Genomic DNA, 15,131 nt, shown 5'->3' with positions numbered 1-15,131 from the left:
CGGCCTCACGGGTTCACGAGCAGCGTCGACGTACTGCCGATCTGCTTCTCGACGTGCTGCGGCTTGCCCGTCTGCGCGTCCATCACGGCAAGATCGGACGTGCCCGTCAGCCCGTAGAACAGCGGCTTGTCGTCCTCGCTGACCTGGATCGACACGAGCGGATCGACCTTCAGCTGCGCGAGGTCCCAGCGCGCGACACGCTGTTTCGACTTCAGGTCGTACACCCAGACCTGCGTGCCGGGATCCTTGTGCGTGCCGTCCCCGCCCTTGTGCATCAGCACGTAGTAGCGGTTCTGCTTCACCTGCACGGCCGTCAGCTGCATGCCGCCCGGGCGCCAGCCTTCGGCTCGCTCGGCGTCGGTCAGCAACGACCACGACTTGCCGAACGCCGGCTTGTCGCCGCTGAAGTCGGCGCTGCGCACGTTGCCGTGGTACGTCGTGAACAGATAGCCGCCGTGGTAGCGCGACGCGTTGATGAAGGCCGGATCATTGTCGACGTCGATGAATGCATCGGACATCGTGCGCTTCACCTCCTTGCCGTTCGCGTCGAGCGTGACGGTGAGCGCCTTGCCGCTCTCGCACAGCGCGGTGAACCGGTCGTTCCCTGACGGATAGGCAAGCACGCATGCCGCGGTATCGATCTCCGACAGCACCGCCCTCGACACCGCGTCGATCACCGTCACCGACGCGGCCGGCGTGATGTTCGCGACGTACAACCGCTTGCCGTCGGCGCTGAACGCGGTGTTGTACGGCGACGGCACGTGCTGCCCGTGCTTCGCCGGAATCACGATCTCGCCCGTGTGGTCGAGTGTCGTGTTGTCGGTCATCTCGACGACGTCGGTGCGCGTGCCGTGCGAGCCGCGCGAGAAATAGGTCGTCGCGATGAAGCTCGTCTTGTGGTCGGGCGAGATCGCGAGGCCCGGCGCGAAGCCGCCATCGATCTGGCCGAGCAGCTTCTTTGCGTCGGCGTCGTACACGAAGATGCGTCCGTCGGTCATCGTCGGCATTGCGATATCGACAACGTACACCTCGTGCGGATGCCACGGCGGCATCTTCTGCACGACCAGTTCCTCGGGCTTTTCTGTCGCGTATGCGCTGCCGGCCCACGCCGCCGCGAACGCCAGCGTCGCCGCGAAAGCCGCGGTGCGTCGCCTTGTTCTCATGTCGCCTCCAGTTGGGATTCACGTTATGTGGGGCGACTGTAGTTCGACAATAAATCCGTTCAGCACCCGGACCGGCAACGCGTGCGTGCCGATTCGGGATATTGGAAAACCGCCTGAAAGGCACCCGTGGTCGACACCTTCCGCCCCCTCCAAAACCCCCACGGAAATAGCGCTCATCCGTATTGCACCGACCGTGCGGTCGGTTTAATCTTGCGCGGTCCGAACGACCGCCGGAGGCGCCATGCTCGTGTTTCATCAGATGTTCGACGACGCGGACCGGCATGCCGAGGCGCTGCGCGGTTGGGATCAGCGCTATGACCAGATCGGCTCCGGCTCGTATCGCAGCGCGGTCAAGCACGCGGAGTTCGACGGCGTGCAACTGTTCCAGGAAGCGGCGAACGTGCGCATCATCCAGCGCGGGCGCCTGCCGCCCGGCCATACGGTGTTCGGCATGCCGCTCACCGGCTCCGGAACCTTCGCATTCGGCGATGCGCGCATCGAGCGCGGCACGATCGTACTGGCGCGCGGCGGCTCGCCTTTCGAACTCCATTCGCCCGACGACATGTCGCTGATCGGCGTGGTCGTCGATTCCGAGCTGATGCAGCAAATCGAGGATGCCGCCGATGTCCGGCTCGACGAGCGCGCGTTGCGGCGCGGCGTCGCCGATGTGCCGGTCGCCGCACGCGAACGCGCGAGCGTGCAGCTCGCGACGCTGCTCGAACGCGTGCTGTCGGCGCCCGATACGTTCGATACGGCGCGCGCGCAGTCCGGGCTGCGCAGCGATGTCGCGAACGTGCTCGTCGATCTGCTCACGTATCGCATGCCCGAGCCGTCGAATCGTCTGACGCATGCGTGCCATGCCGACATCGTGCGGCGCGTGCACGACTACGTGATCGAGCACCCGGAGGCGCCCGTCGACATCCTGAGCCTGTGCACGCAACTGCGCGTGAGCCGGCGCACGATGCAGAACAGCTTCCAGTCGGTCGCGCAAACCGGCCCGCTGAACTACACGCGCTCGCTACGCCTCGCGCAGGTGCGACGTCTGCTGCTCGACACGCGGCAGTCCGACCTGCCGATCAGCGAAGCGGCCGCGCGCTGGGGCTTCATCCACCTCGGGCATTTTGCGAACGCGTACAAGGCCCAGTTCGGCGAACTGCCTTCGACGACAGCGCGCCGCGCGGTGCGCGGCGCAAAAACGCGCTGAGCACCTGCAAAACCCGCGATAATCGTGCGTTGAACGTTCTGCTTGCGCGAGCCGGGCGCGGCATGCGCGTGCCTGCCCGCTCGCCGTGCCACGTTGCGTCGCGCCCGTACGTGACGACCACCCGATTCCACCCCACGCCCCGATGCCCGAGGATTTCCACTTTCTGTTGCTGCCCGGCTTCTCAGCGCTCGGCTTCATGTCGGCGGTCGAACCGCTGCGCGTCGCGAACCGCTTTCGCACCGAGCTGTACCGCTGGCACGTGATCAGCGCGGACGGCGCGCCCGTCGCCGCGAGCAACGGCATCCCGGTCGCCGCCGAAGCCGCGTACGCGGACGTCGCGCAGGTCGAGACGGTGTTCGTCGTCGCCGGCTTCGATCCGCTGGTGTGCTACGACCGCGCACTCGGCGACTGGCTGCGCCGCCAGAACCGGCACGGCGCGACGCTCGGCGGCATCGACACCGGCAGCTTCGTGCTCGCGGAAGCCGGGCTGTTCGACGCATCGCAAACGCTCACGCTGCACTGGGAAGCGCTTGCCGCGTTCCGCGAACGCTATCCCGGCCTGAACGCGACGCAGGAACTGTTCGAGATCGACGACCGGCGCATCACTTGCGCGGGCGGCACCGCGTCGATCGACATGATGCTCGACCTGATCGGGAGACGGCACGGCGCCGATCTCGCGGCGGCGATCTCCGAGCAGTTCGTCGTCAGCCGCATCCGGCAACGCTCGGACAGCCAGCGGCTCGAGATCGCCGCGCGCTACGGCGTGCACAACCGCAAGCTGATCCAGGTGATCGACATGATGCAGCGGCATATGGAGAGCCCGCTCGGCTCGGACGCGCTCGCGCAGGACGTGTCGATCACGCGGCGCCAGCTCGAACGGCTGTTCAGCGCGACGCTGAACGACACGCCGACACACTTCTACCTCAACCTGCGCCTCGATCGCGCCCGCGAGCTGCTGCAGCAGACCGACATGAGCATCACGTCGGTCTGCGTCGCATGCGGCTTCGAATCGCCGTCACATTTCTCGCGCGCGTATCGCTCGCGTTTCGGCGTGAGCCCGCGCAGCGACCGCCGCGCGACGCGCTGAGCAGCGCCGCTTTTACGTACAATCCGGCGCGCTATTGCGCGCTTCGACAGCGTTTCACGTCATTCGATGAACAATGCCGCCGATTGATCGACGGACCGAAGCGGCCTTCGAAAATAAATTGCAATGTCGCCGAAAATATTCTGTAACATACCTCGCAATTAATTAGATAGGCAGCCCTAAGGAGATGAGAGCCCGGGCCTGACACACGTCGCGCCACGCAGGCTGCCAAACCGCCATCAATGCCGATCCGAGGGGTATGACATGACGATGCTCGCTTCGCCGTCGCCGCACCTGCCTTCCGTTCGCTTCCCCGCCACCTTTCCGCTTCAATTCGTTTCGACCTGACGCTTAGTCGTCCTCAGTCAGTCGAATCTCCCTGCACCGCTTTCTCGCACCGGTTCCATCGAGCCGGCGCGTGGGCCGTGTCGTGCCTGCTCGCCACAAGCGCGCGGGCGTGTTCAACCGTTGAGATGAGGATCACGTATGCAGACATCACGCAAAGCATTGCCGCTCGCCCTGGGTCTCGCGCTCGGCTTCGGCATCGTCGGCGGCAGCGCGGCCGATACCAAGGTCGCGAACCCGCAGGCGTCGAGCCTGCGCGAAAGCCTGACGCGCGGCGTGGCACCGGCTGCGACCAAGGCCGATACGGCCGCGGGTCAGTTCCGCGCGGACGGCGTCGCCGTCACGCTGTACAACCCCGCGTATCGCGCGAAGAAGGCGGCCGCCACGCCCGCCGCCGCCGCGCGCGATTTCGTCGCATCGCAGGCAACGCAGCTCGGGCTCGACCCAGCCGCGCTCGCAAGCCTCGCGGTGACGTCGGAGCGCGACGACGCCGATTTCACCGTCGTGCGCTTCCAGCAGCAGGCGGCCGGGCTGCCCGTATACGGCAGCGACATCGCGGTGACGGTCGCGAAGGACGGCCGCATCCTGTACGTCGCGAGCAACACGATCAACGGCGTGGTCGCCACCGCGCGCAAGGCGCAGGCCGTCGACCAGCAGCAGGCGCTCGACCGCGCGCGCGCGTATCTCGGCGTCGGCGGCTTCACGAACCTCGACGCGCAGCTCGTCGCGTTCGTCGACAAGGCCGGCACGCATACCGCATGGAAGGTGCGCGGCCGCCCGCAGGACGGCCCGAAGGGCGACTGGGAACTGCTGATCGACGCGGGCAGCGGCGAAGTGCTGCGCGCAGAGGACAAGGCGTTCTATGCGACCGACGGCACCGGTTTCGTGTTCCGGCCGGATCCGCTTTCGTCGACGAAGAGCAGCTACGGCAGCACCGGCTACAAGGACAACAACGATGCGGACTCCACGCAGCTCACGGCCTCGCGCGTACGCGTGACGCTGAAGGATCTCGCGCAGTCGAATTCACGCTACGTGCTGTCGGGCCCGTATGCGTCGTGCGTCGATTTCGATGCGCCGCGCGACAACGCCTGCCCGGCACAGGCCACGCCCGCATTCGAGTTCACGCGCGGCAACCTGTACTTCGAGGCGGTGAACACGTACTACCACATCGACACGTTCCTTCGTTACGTGAATCAGACGCTCGGCATCAAGGCGATGCCGTACCAGTACACGGGCGGCGTGCAGTACGACCCGCACGGCGAATCGGGGGACGACAACTCGTCGTACTCGTCGAGCAGCGGCCGGCTCACCTTCGGGCAGGGCGGTGTCGACGACGCGGAAGATGCGGACGTCGTGATCCACGAACTCGGCCACGGCATCCACGACTGGGTGACCAACGGCGGCCTGTCACAGCAGGAAGGCCTGTCGGAAGGCACCGGCGACTATCTCGCCGCCGCGTACAGCCGCGACTTCAACCAGTGGAGCCCGTCCGACGCGCAGTATCACTGGGTCTACAACTGGGACGGCCACAACGAATACTGGGGCGGCCGCGTGACGAACTGGAACGTCGGGCGGACCTACGCGCAGGCACGCGGCGCCGAGATCCACACGGCCGGCCAGTACTGGGCGTCGTGCAACCTCGTCGCGCGCGACGCGATCGGCGCGCAGGCGATGGACAAGGCGTTCCTGAAGGGCCTGTCGATGACCAACAGCTCGACGAACCAGAAGGCCGCCGCGCAAGCGGTGCTGACAGCCGCCGCCGCGCTCGGCTACAGCAGCGCGCAGCTCACGGCGATCGGCAATGCGTACAACAAGAGTTGCACGTACGGCGTGACCGTGCCGCAGAAGTCGTAATTCCGCAGCAGGCGGGGGGCGTCGCACGACCTGCGGCGCGCCCTCTTCCTCGACATCGCCATCCTCACGAGATCGAACATGCCTACTCTGACATTGACCCGCCTGAGCGCCGCGCTGGGCGGCATGCTGCTGACCGCCGCCGCGCACGCCACGCCGGTGTGGATCACGCTCGGCGACACCGCTTTCCGCCAGCTTCAACGCATCGATGCGAGCGCGACCGCGCAATACAGCACCACGGTCGACGCCGGCAAGACGGCCGACGGCGCCGCGCGCCGCGAAACCGTGCACGTCGTCGAGATCGACGACGCGCGGCTCGGCGAACTCGCCCATGCGGTACACCATGCACGCGGCCACGGGCCCGGCTACATCGTGCACGACTCGTTCGACGACGCACGCCTGGCGTTGCAGCCGGTACCCGCGGCGCTCGCGAAACAGGTGGCCGCGACCGCTTACACGGTGTCGAACGCGCCGCAGATCAAGACCTGGGTGCAGCAACTGCAGGCCAGTAACATCGTCGGCACGATCGCATCGATGTCCGGCTTCACGAACCGCTACTACACGACGTCGCACGGCGTCGCCGCATCGGACTGGCTCGCGCTGCAGTGGAAGCAACTGGCCGGCTCGCGCACCGACATCGCCGTCGAGCAGTTCGCGCATACGGGCTTCCCGCAGAAATCCGTGATCCTGACGATTCGCGGCAGCGATCCCGCCGCGGGCACGGTCGTGCTGGGCGGCCACCTCGATTCGACGGTCGGCCGCACGACTGAAAACACGCGCTCGCCTGGCGCCGACGACGATGCGTCCGGCATTGCCAGCCTGACCGAAGCGCTGCGCGTGCTGCTCGCGAACGACTACCGGCCGAAGCGAACGATCAAGTTCGTCGGCTACGCGGCCGAGGAAGCCGGGCTGCTCGGATCGAAGGCGATCGCCAAGCAGTTCCGCACGCAGAATGCGAACGTGGTTGGCGTGCTGCAGCTGGACATGACGAACTACAAGGGCGATCCGAAAGACATCTACCTGATCACCGACTACACGAGCACCGCGCAGAACACCTACCTGACGAACCTGGCGAAGGCGTATCTGCCGGAACTCGCGATCGGCACGTCGCAATGCGGATATGCCTGTTCGGACCACGCGTCCTGGAATGCGCAGGGTTATCCGGCGTCGTTCCCGTTCGAGGCCGACCAGAACGACAGTCCGTACATCCATACCGTGAACGACACGCTGGAGAATTCGGACCGGCAGGCGAACCACGCGCTGAAGTTCGGCAAGCTGGCGCTCGCGTATGCAGTCGATCTCGGCGGTGACGGCAGCGCAACCGTAAAACGCTGACGCGACCTCGCCGCCTCGAGCCGCACCGGCGCGCGCGTCGTGCGCGCCCATTCGAGCGCGTTTCCCGTTCCGGATAGAATCGTCGTTCGATCACTTCCGCAACACGGTGCACATCCATGACCGACCTCCCCCGCTCCGCCGACGATCTCTCGCCCGAGCGCGTCACGACCGCGTTCGACCTGCCCGGCCACACGACCGTCCGTTCGCTCGGCGTCGCGCAGGGCATCATCGTGCGTTCGCGCTCGATCGTCGGCTCGTTCGGTGCGGCGCTGCAGACCATCTTCGGCGGCAACATCACGCTCTATACGTCGCTGTGCGAGAAGGCGCGCGAGCAGGCATTCGACAAGATGCTCGCCGACGCGCGCAAGCTCGGCGCGAACGCGATCGTCGCGATGCGCTACGACTCGACCGAGATCGGGTCGGGCGTGACGGAAGTCATCTGCTACGGCACGGCCGTGCGCGTGACGCAGGATGCCTGACGCGCGTCATGCGTCGCGTTCGAGCGACTTCATGTTGGTCAGCTGAGGAAACAGCTTCATCCATGTCAGCGCGACGGCGATCGTCGCCGCGCCGCCGACGACGATCGCGGCCGGCGCGCCCCACCACGCCGCCGTCACACCCGATTCGAATTCGCCGAGCTGGTTCGACGTACCGATGAACAACGAGTTGACCGCGCTCACGCGGCCGAGCATGTCGTCGGGCGTACGTAGTTGCACGAGCGACAGGCGCACGACGACGCTCACGACGTCCGACGCACCCAACGCCGCCAGCGCGACGAGCGACACCGCGAAATGCCTCGACAGCCCGAACACGATGGTTGCGATGCCGAACGCGATCACGCCGCCGAACATCGCGCGGCCGGGCCGCCCCTTCAACGGAAAACGCGTGAGCCACAGCGTGCCTGCGAGTGCGCCGACCGCGGGCGCCGCGCGCAACGCCCCCAGCCCCCACGGCCCGACCTGCAGAATGTCGCGCGCATAGATCGGCAGCAGCGCGGTCGCGCCGCCGAACAGCACCGCGAACAGATCGAGCGACAACGCACCGAGGATCGCCGGTTCGCGCCGGATGAACGCGATACCGGAAAACACCGAGCGCAGCGTAACCGGCTCGCGGGCGGGGGGCGCGCTGCGCAGCGGAATCGTGCCGCTCAGCACCGCCGCGATCGCGAACGCGACGACGCTCGTGCCGAACGCGGCGGGCGCGCCGACGCCATACAGCAGCCCGCCGAACGCCGGCCCGAGAATCTGCGCGGCCTGGTTCGCGGACGTCGATAGCGCGGTCGCGCGCGGCAGGTCGCCGCGCGGCACGACGGCCGGCAGCAGCGACGACACCGACGGCGATTCGAACGCGCGCGCGGTGCCGACGATCGCCGCAAGCGCATACACGCCCGGTGCGGTGAGCCCCCCTTTCGCGGTGCCGAGCAGGAATACGCCGGCGGCCAGCGCCTCGACGCTCTGGCAGATCGTCGCGATGCGCCGGCGATCGTAGCGGTCGGCCACCTGCCCGACGACGAGCGTCAGCGCGAACATCGGCACGAACTGCGCGAGCCCGACGAGACCGAGCGCGAACGCGCTGTGCGTGAGCGCATAGACGTACCAGCCGATCGCGACCGACAGGATCTGGAACGCGAGCGACGACATCACGCGCGTGCCCCAAAAGCGCTGGAACGGTGCGTGGCGGAACAGGTTGGCGGGTAACGGTGCGGTCATCGGAGGGATGTGTGGAAGCGGGCGATCGGCGAGACACGGGGCGCATCAAACCGCGATGATATCGCCAACCGCCGAAACCTCGTCTCGCGCGCGTCCGCCACGCGCGGCACCGCACCGTGCAAAAAAAAAAGCGCGAACCGCGGTTCGCGCCAAAGAGAGACCTCGCTGAAGACGTCGAATGAACTACCCCACCCCGCTCAGAACGAATGCCGCATCCCGATCCGCACATCGGCCTGCGTCTGCGTCGTCGACGGCGTGAAGCTGTACCCGATCACGGCATCGACACCCTGCGACGCACGCAGGTAATCGCCGGAGATGTACACGTCGGTGCGCTTCGACAGCAGGTAGTGCAGGCCGGCCGTGCCCTGGTTCCAGTGGTGGCCTTCGAAGCGCGTGTGCTGGTAGCCCGCGATGAAGCTCAGCGCCGGCGTGAACTGGTACAGGCCGCCGCCTTCGTACACCTGCATGTGCGACGACTGGCCGAAGCCCTTGATCGTCGTGTACGAGAAGTTCGCGTCGAGCGACAGCTTGCCGATCGTGTAGCTCGTGCCGATGCCGAACGTGCCCTGGCTGTCGACGTCCATCGCGGTGTTCGCGAACAGGTCGGTGCGGGCGCCGGTCGCCGGATCGACGGTCACGGTCTGCTGGCCGAGGAACGTATGCGTGCCGATCATCGCGTACGGGTCGAACGCATAGATGCCGTTCGGGTTGTTCAGGCGCGTGTAAGCGGCGCCGATCGAGAAGTCGCCCTTCGTGTAGCTTGCGCCCGCGCTCCATGCGCTGTTGCGATGGAAGTTGCCGGCGACGTTGCCGAACGAGTACATCGCGCCGAACTTGAAGCCGCTCAGGTCGTTCGACAGGAACTTGACCGAGTTCGGCAGGCGGTCGCCATTGAAACGGTCGAAGTCGCCCTGGTGGATCGCGTAGCCGCTGCCCCATGCCGAGATGTTGTAGATCGACACGAGCTCGTTGGTGATGTCCAGCTGGTTGCCGAACGACAGCGTGCCCCAGTCGTTCTGGAGACCGACATAAGCCTGCCGCCCGAACTCCGCCCCGCCGAAGCCGAGCTGGCCGTTGCCGAGGTGGAACCCGCTCTCGAGCGCGAACACGGCCTTCAGGCCGCCGCCGAGATCTTCCGTGCCCTTCAGGCCGAAGCGGTTCCCGTAGGAAACGCCGTCATCGAACTTGACCACGTGCGAACCGCCCGTGTTGTTCACGTACGTAATGCCCGCATCGAGAATCCCGTATAGCGTCACGCTGCTCTGCGCGTGGCCGATGGCGGGAATACAGGCCGCGCATGCCAGCGCGGCGGCTACGGCAACTTTCTTTTGCTTCATTGTCGACCACCCTCCCTGAACCCTTCGATGGAAAGAACCGTGGCCTGGCGCGCGCAGCAATACGCCGGCTGATTCGAATTCGTTACGTCCGCTGGCTTCGGCATTTCGTTTTCCGCAATAACGCAGCCATTGGCGAAAAATACAAACCCATATTTCAGGCCACCAGTCTGAAGGCGACACCAAATGGTCTTGATGCGACTGGTCGGGAAAACACCGAGACGGGCGGCACGGCAAAAACCGGCCGCCCGGAGGCAGGTCAGCGGGCGTCGAGCGCCGCGCGCACGGCCGGCAGGGCCGGCGTGCCGGATGCGGTCGTCACGCCGTCCAGCCAGCCCTCGACGAGCGCCGGGTCGGCCTTCAGCACATGCTGCGCCGCGAGCGCGGGCGACGTTTTGTGGTCGAGCATGTCCGCGATCATGCGGTTCTCGACGTCCACGGAGAACGTCATCTGCCGGAACAGCCGCACCAGGTTCGCGCACTGGCCGGCAAAGCCCGGGCGCGTCACCGTGTTGACGGTCGCGCCGCCATAGTTCGGGCCGAAATACGCGTCGCCGCCCGACAGGTAGGTCAAGTGGAACTTCGTGTTCATCAGGTGCGGCTCCCACGCGAGAAAGACGATCCAGCGCTTGTCCCGCACCGCGCGCTCGACCTGCGTGAGCATCCCCGTCTCGCTCGATTCGACGAGCGACCAGTTCGCGGACCCGAGCGCATGGTCGGACAGCATCCGCTTGATGTTCTGGTTCGCGGGCGCGCCGGGCTCGATCCCGTAGATCTTGTCGCCGAAGCGGTCCGCGTAGCGCGCGAGATCGGCGAACGTGTGCACGCCAGCCGCCGCGACGTAGTCGGGCACGGCCAGCGTGAACTTCGCGCCGCTCAGGTTCGCGTGCAACACGTCGATCGACTTCTCGTCGACGAACGGCTTCACGAGCGGCGCCTGCGCGGGCATCCAGTTGCCGAGGAACACGTCGACCTGCCCTTTCTTCAAGCCCTGGTATGTGATCGGCACCGACAGGTTCGCGACGTCCTGCCGGTAGCCGAGCGCCTTCAGCACGACGCCGGCCATCGCGTTCGTCGCGTCGATGTCGGTCCAGCCGGGCGCCGCCATCTTCACGTCGCGACACGTCTGCGGATCGGCGGCGTGTGCGGACTGCATCGCCACCACGCACGCGGCCGCGGCCAGCGCCGTGCCGAGCCTCCGGATTGCTGCATTGCATTGCCGTTTCATGATTCGCTTCCTCCGTCGTTCGTCAATGACCGCGATGCGGTACGTTCAGCGCCCGACGCGCGGAAAGCGCGCCATCGCTTCGAGCGTGTCGAGTTCGATGTGATTGCGCATGTAGCGCTGGCTCGCGTCGGTGAACGGCTGCCAGTCCCATGCCTGGATGCGGCCCTGCGTCGTCGCCGCGTAATGGAACCGGCGCCGCCGCTGGCTCGCGCGCACCTGGGCGTCGAGTTCCGGCAGGTTCCAGCGCCGCGCCGCCTCCGCACGGAATGCGGCGAGCACGTCGGCAGCTTCGGGCAGACCGGCCAGATTCGTACGCTCGCGCGGATCGTCGGCGAGGTTGTAGAGCTGGTCTGGGTCGGCCGGGCAATGCACGTACTTCCAGTCGCCGCGGCGGATCATCACGACCGGCGCGACCGCCCCTTCCGCAAGGTATTCGCCCAGCGCGACGTCGTGCGCGCTCGCGCCCCGCAGATGCGGCACGAGGCTCGCGCCGTCGATCGCGTCGGGCCAGCCGCCGGCCGGCGCCGCGCCAGCCAGGTCGACGAGCGTCGGCAGCAGGTCGACGTGCGATACCGGTCCGCGTACGCGCGCGGCGTCGAAGCGGCCCGGCGCATGCACGATCAACGGCACGCGGCACCCGCCCTCGAAGAACGTCATCTTGTACCAGAGCCCGCGCTCGCCGAGCATGTCGCCGTGGTCGGACGTGACGATCACGATCGTGTCGTCTGCGAACCCGCATTGGTCGAGCGTGGCCAGCACGCTGCCGAACTGCGCGTCGACGTAGGACGTCGCGCCGTAGTACGCGCGGCGCGCGGCGCGGATCTGCGCGTCGGTCGGCGGCGTGCGGTCGTTTTCGCAGACGAAGCGCAGCCGCTGCGAATGCGGATCGCTCTCGGCCGCATCGAGCCGCACGGCCGGCATGTCGATCTCGTCATCGCTGTACAGATCCCAGTATTCGCGCGTGATCGCGTACGGATCGTGCGGATGCGTCAGCGAGACGACCATGCAGAACGGCCGCTCGTCATGCCGGGCCGCACGCTCGCGCGCGACGTCATAGAGCTTCTGCTTCGCCGCGAACGTGACTTCGTCGTCGAAGTCGAGCTGGTTCGTGCGCACGCACGGGCCGGCCTCGAGCACCGAGCTCATGTTGTGATACCAGCTCGGCCGCTCGGTCGGGCGGTCCCAGTCGGGCACCCAGCCGAAGTCGGCGGGATAGATGTCGGTCGTCAGCCGCTCCTCGAAGCCGTGCAGCTGGTCGGGGCCGCAGAAATGCATCTTGCCGGACAGCATCGTGCGGTAGCCGCCCGCGCGCAGGTAGTGCGCGAAGGTCAGCGTTTGCGCCGGCAGTTCGGCGGCGTTATCGTAAGCGCCAATACCCGAAGGCAGCTTGCCGGTCAGCAGCGAGAAGCGCGATGGCGCGCACAGCGGGCTCGCGCAATACGCAGCATCGAACACCACGCCTTGCGAGGCGAGCCGGTCGAGCGTCGGCGTGCGTGCGACGCGATTGCCGTAGGCCGGCAACGCGAACGGCGTCAACTGGTCGGCCATCAGGATCAGGATGTTGGGAGTCGGGTTCGTCATCGGCGGTCGTGGGGAAATCGGTGTTCGAACGGAACGGTGCGACGCCTGGGCAGCGGCGCAGCCAGCATGACGGACGCAGCGTGAAGAAAGTGCCGCGCGCACCGGCCGCGACTGGCTAGAATCGCGGAAGGATCGGTACGGTGCCGTGCCGTCCGAAGCACTATCCCCCGCCCGAATTCGCGCGGGAAGGCGTCCGGCCCTTATGAGGCCATTAGAGAGACTTATGTCGAAATCCGAACCGTTACCGTCGATGCAGGCGCTGCGCGCGTTCGAATCGGCCGCCCGTCTCCAGAGCTTCACGGCCGCCGCGCGCGAGCTCGGCTCGACGCAGCCGGCCGTGAGCCAGCAGGTGTTCCAGCTCGAGGCGGAACTCGGCGTGCCGCTGTTCGAGCGCAGCCCGCGCGGCGTCACGCTGACGAGCGACGGCCAGTGCCTGTACGAAGCCGTGCGGGTGAGCCTCGACACGCTGCGCGGCGCCACCGCGACGCTGCGCGCGCGCCGCGAGCATGGCGCACTCACGATCGTCACGGATTTCGGTTTCGCGACCTACTGGCTGATGCCGCGCCTCGCGGGCCTGAAACGCGTGATGCCGGACGTCGACGTGCGGGTCGTCACGTCACAGGACTTCGACGCGCAGCGCGACCACGCCGACATCGCGATCCTGTTCGGCGATGGCCACTGGCCGTCGTGCACGGCCGCGCGGCTCTTTCCGGAATCCGTCACCCCGGTCTGCTCGCCCGCGTTCCGCGCCGCGCACCCACACGTCGCCCGGCCCGACCACCTGCATGCGCTGCCGCTGCTGCACGTGCAGCCGACGCGCCCCGAACGCTGGCTGTCGTGGGCCGGCTGGTTCGACGCGCACGGCCAGGACGCGCCGGCCGCCGCGCGCGGCGTGACCTTCAACAGCTATGCGCTCGTGATCCATGCTGCGCTGCTCGGCGAGGGTGTCGCGCTCGGCTGGTCGCCGCTCGTCGACGAGCTCGTCGCGTCCGGGCAGCTCGTGAAGCTCGTCGACGCGCCGGTCGTCACGTCGCGCGGCTACTTCCTCGTGCGTCCACCGCAGCGCCCCGAGCCGGACGCGACCCACGTGTTCCGGCGCTGGCTGCTGGATGCGTGCGCACCTGCCTGAACGATCGTCCGGCCGGCCGGAGGATATGCGCCCGACGCCGGCCGTACCGGCTGCGCCCCGCCGCCCGACGCTCGCCGGCGAGCCCGCACATGAAGCGCCGCCCCCGCCCGGCCGCGCTGGCGCGCCGATACCAGCCACACGGCGGGTTGGTTCTATCCGCGCCGAAAACGGCCTGATTTACTTGAGTCTCCCGCTACCCGCGTAGCCTGGCGCCCCGGTGCGCCGCCGCGCGGGTTCGCGCCCCATGACTCCGAGGAATTTCATGACCGCCGACTCACGCCCCGATCAATTCGTCCTGACGCTGTCGTGCCCGAGCGCGGCCGGCCAGGTCGCCGCCGTCGTCGGCTTTCTCGAGCGCCATCGCTGCTACGTCGATGCGCTGAACGTGTTCGACGACGATCTCAGCAACCACTTCTTCGTGCGCTGCGTGTTTCATCCGACGGATGAGACGCTACAGATCGACGCGTTGCGCCAGGAGTTCGGGCCGATCGCGACCGGGCTCGCCGGCGGCGGTGAAGGCGACACGCAATGGGCGATCCACGACGTGAACGCGCGCCCGAAAGTGCTGATCATGGTGTCGAAGCTCGAGCATTGCCTCGCGGACCTGCTGTTCCGCTGGCGGATGGGCGAGCTGAAGATGGACATCGTCGGCATCGTGTCGAACCATCCGGATTTCGAGCCGCTCGCCGCGCAGCACGGGCTGCCGTTCCGCCACTTCCCGATCACGGCCGACACCAAGGCGCAGCAGGAAGCGCAGTGGCTCGACTTCTTCGAATCGAGCGGTGCCGAACTCGTGATCCTCGCGCGCTACATGCAGGTGCTGTCGCAGGAAACCAGCGCGAAGCTCGCGAACCGCGCAATCAACATCCATCACTCGTTCCTGCCCGGCTTCAAGGGCGCGAAGCCGTATCACCAGGCGCATGCACGCGGCGTGAAGCTGATCGGCGCGACCGCGCACTTCGTGACCGACGATCTCGACGAAGGTCCGATCATCGAGCAGGTGGTCGAACGCGTCGATCACGCATTGCGTCCCGAGCAACTGCTCGCGGTCGGCCGCGACGTCGAATGCATCACGCTTGCACGCGCGGTGAAGGCGTTCATCGAGCGCCGCGTGTTCCTGAACGGCGACCGGACGGTGGTGTTTCCGTAAGCACATACATTCGGCGCG

Annotated in this window: 12 protein-coding genes; 7 read left to right on the top strand and 5 right to left on the bottom strand. The window is 67.1% G+C overall.

Annotated features, from left to right (window positions below):
* Positions 1-5: 5 nt before the first annotated feature.
* Positions 6-1,163, bottom strand: coding sequence for an amine dehydrogenase large subunit (locus tag BTE28158_RS05640; RefSeq protein WP_151047589.1), 1,158 nt, complete (start codon positions 1,161-1,163; stop codon positions 6-8).
* Positions 1,164-1,404: 241 nt separating this feature from the next.
* On the opposite strand from BTE28158_RS05640, the gene BTE28158_RS05635 reads away from it, so the two are divergent.
* The 5 genes from BTE28158_RS05635 to BTE28158_RS05615 all read left to right on the top strand — a co-directional run bounded on the left by BTE28158_RS05635 (position 1,405) and on the right by BTE28158_RS05615 (position 7,461).
* Positions 1,405-2,367: a helix-turn-helix domain-containing protein gene (locus tag BTE28158_RS05635; protein ID WP_151047591.1), complete on the top strand. Its 963-nt coding sequence runs from the start codon at positions 1,405-1,407 to the stop codon at positions 2,365-2,367.
* A 142-nt stretch (positions 2,368-2,509) separates the two neighbouring features.
* Positions 2,510-3,454 (top strand): GlxA family transcriptional regulator, encoded by a 945-nt coding sequence (locus tag BTE28158_RS05630; protein WP_151047593.1) that lies wholly within the window; start codon positions 2,510-2,512, stop codon positions 3,452-3,454.
* A 483-nt stretch (positions 3,455-3,937) separates the two neighbouring features.
* Positions 3,938-5,650, top strand: coding sequence for a M36 family metallopeptidase (locus BTE28158_RS05625; RefSeq protein ID WP_151047595.1), 1,713 nt, complete (start codon positions 3,938-3,940; stop codon positions 5,648-5,650).
* Positions 5,651-5,728: 78 nt separating this feature from the next.
* Complete coding sequence (locus BTE28158_RS05620) at positions 5,729-6,982, top strand: M20/M25/M40 family metallo-hydrolase (protein WP_151047597.1); 1,254 nt, start codon at positions 5,729-5,731, stop codon at positions 6,980-6,982.
* A 116-nt stretch (positions 6,983-7,098) separates the two neighbouring features.
* On the top strand, positions 7,099-7,461 hold the full coding sequence (locus BTE28158_RS05615; RefSeq protein ID WP_059600237.1) for a YbjQ family protein: 363 nt from the start codon (positions 7,099-7,101) through the stop codon (positions 7,459-7,461).
* A gap of 6 nt (positions 7,462-7,467) precedes the next feature.
* Here the strand turns inward: BTE28158_RS05615 and BTE28158_RS05610 are convergent, their stop codons facing one another.
* The 4 genes from BTE28158_RS05610 to betC form a co-directional block, all read right to left on the bottom strand.
* Entirely contained in the window at positions 7,468-8,691 is a 1,224-nt protein-coding gene (locus BTE28158_RS05610) for an MFS transporter (protein ID WP_124622122.1), read from the bottom strand.
* Between the two features lie 197 nt (positions 8,692-8,888).
* Entirely contained in the window at positions 8,889-10,028 is a 1,140-nt protein-coding gene (locus BTE28158_RS05605; protein ID WP_059534205.1) for a porin, read from the bottom strand.
* Positions 10,029-10,284: 256 nt separating this feature from the next.
* Positions 10,285-11,253, bottom strand: coding sequence for a choline ABC transporter substrate-binding protein (gene choX, locus BTE28158_RS05600; protein WP_151047599.1), 969 nt, complete (start codon positions 11,251-11,253; stop codon positions 10,285-10,287).
* Between the two features lie 45 nt (positions 11,254-11,298).
* Positions 11,299-12,834: a choline-sulfatase gene (gene betC, locus BTE28158_RS05595; protein ID WP_151047601.1), complete on the bottom strand. Its 1,536-nt coding sequence runs from the start codon at positions 12,832-12,834 to the stop codon at positions 11,299-11,301.
* Positions 12,835-13,036: 202 nt separating this feature from the next.
* Here betC and BTE28158_RS05590 point away from each other — a divergent pair, with 202 nt between their 5' ends.
* Together BTE28158_RS05590 and purU are read left to right on the top strand one after the other, a co-directional pair.
* A complete protein-coding gene (locus BTE28158_RS05590; RefSeq protein ID WP_124622127.1) occupies positions 13,037-13,963 on the top strand; it encodes a choline sulfate utilization transcriptional regulator in 927 nt (308 codons plus the stop codon).
* Positions 13,964-14,225: 262 nt separating this feature from the next.
* Positions 14,226-15,113: a formyltetrahydrofolate deformylase gene (purU, locus tag BTE28158_RS05585; RefSeq protein WP_059600242.1), complete on the top strand. Its 888-nt coding sequence runs from the start codon at positions 14,226-14,228 to the stop codon at positions 15,111-15,113.
* Positions 15,114-15,131 lie beyond the last annotated feature (18 nt).

The sequence above is a fragment of the Burkholderia diffusa genome (assembly GCF_902499115.1).
Taxonomy (GTDB): Bacteria; Pseudomonadota; Gammaproteobacteria; order Burkholderiales; family Burkholderiaceae; genus Burkholderia; species Burkholderia diffusa.
This window is presented reverse-complemented; position numbering and strand designations above follow the sequence as displayed.

Coding starts and splice junctions, on each gene's coding strand:
- BTE28158_RS05640 (WP_151047589.1), bottom strand. CDS start 1,163: ATGAGAACAAGGCGACGCACCGCGGCTTTCGCGGCGACGCTGGCGTTC.
- BTE28158_RS05635 (WP_151047591.1), top strand. CDS start 1,405: ATGCTCGTGTTTCATCAGATGTTCGACGACGCGGACCGGCATGCCGAG.
- BTE28158_RS05630 (WP_151047593.1), top strand. CDS start 2,510: ATGCCCGAGGATTTCCACTTTCTGTTGCTGCCCGGCTTCTCAGCGCTC.
- BTE28158_RS05625 (WP_151047595.1), top strand. CDS start 3,938: ATGCAGACATCACGCAAAGCATTGCCGCTCGCCCTGGGTCTCGCGCTC.
- BTE28158_RS05620 (WP_151047597.1), top strand. CDS start 5,729: ATGCCTACTCTGACATTGACCCGCCTGAGCGCCGCGCTGGGCGGCATG.
- BTE28158_RS05615 (WP_059600237.1), top strand. CDS start 7,099: ATGACCGACCTCCCCCGCTCCGCCGACGATCTCTCGCCCGAGCGCGTC.
- BTE28158_RS05610 (WP_124622122.1), bottom strand. CDS start 8,691: ATGACCGCACCGTTACCCGCCAACCTGTTCCGCCACGCACCGTTCCAG.
- BTE28158_RS05605 (WP_059534205.1), bottom strand. CDS start 10,028: ATGAAGCAAAAGAAAGTTGCCGTAGCCGCCGCGCTGGCATGCGCGGCC.
- choX (WP_151047599.1), bottom strand. CDS start 11,253: ATGAAACGGCAATGCAATGCAGCAATCCGGAGGCTCGGCACGGCGCTG.
- betC (WP_151047601.1), bottom strand. CDS start 12,834: ATGACGAACCCGACTCCCAACATCCTGATCCTGATGGCCGACCAGTTG.
- BTE28158_RS05590 (WP_124622127.1), top strand. CDS start 13,037: ATGAGGCCATTAGAGAGACTTATGTCGAAATCCGAACCGTTACCGTCG.
- purU (WP_059600242.1), top strand. CDS start 14,226: ATGACCGCCGACTCACGCCCCGATCAATTCGTCCTGACGCTGTCGTGC.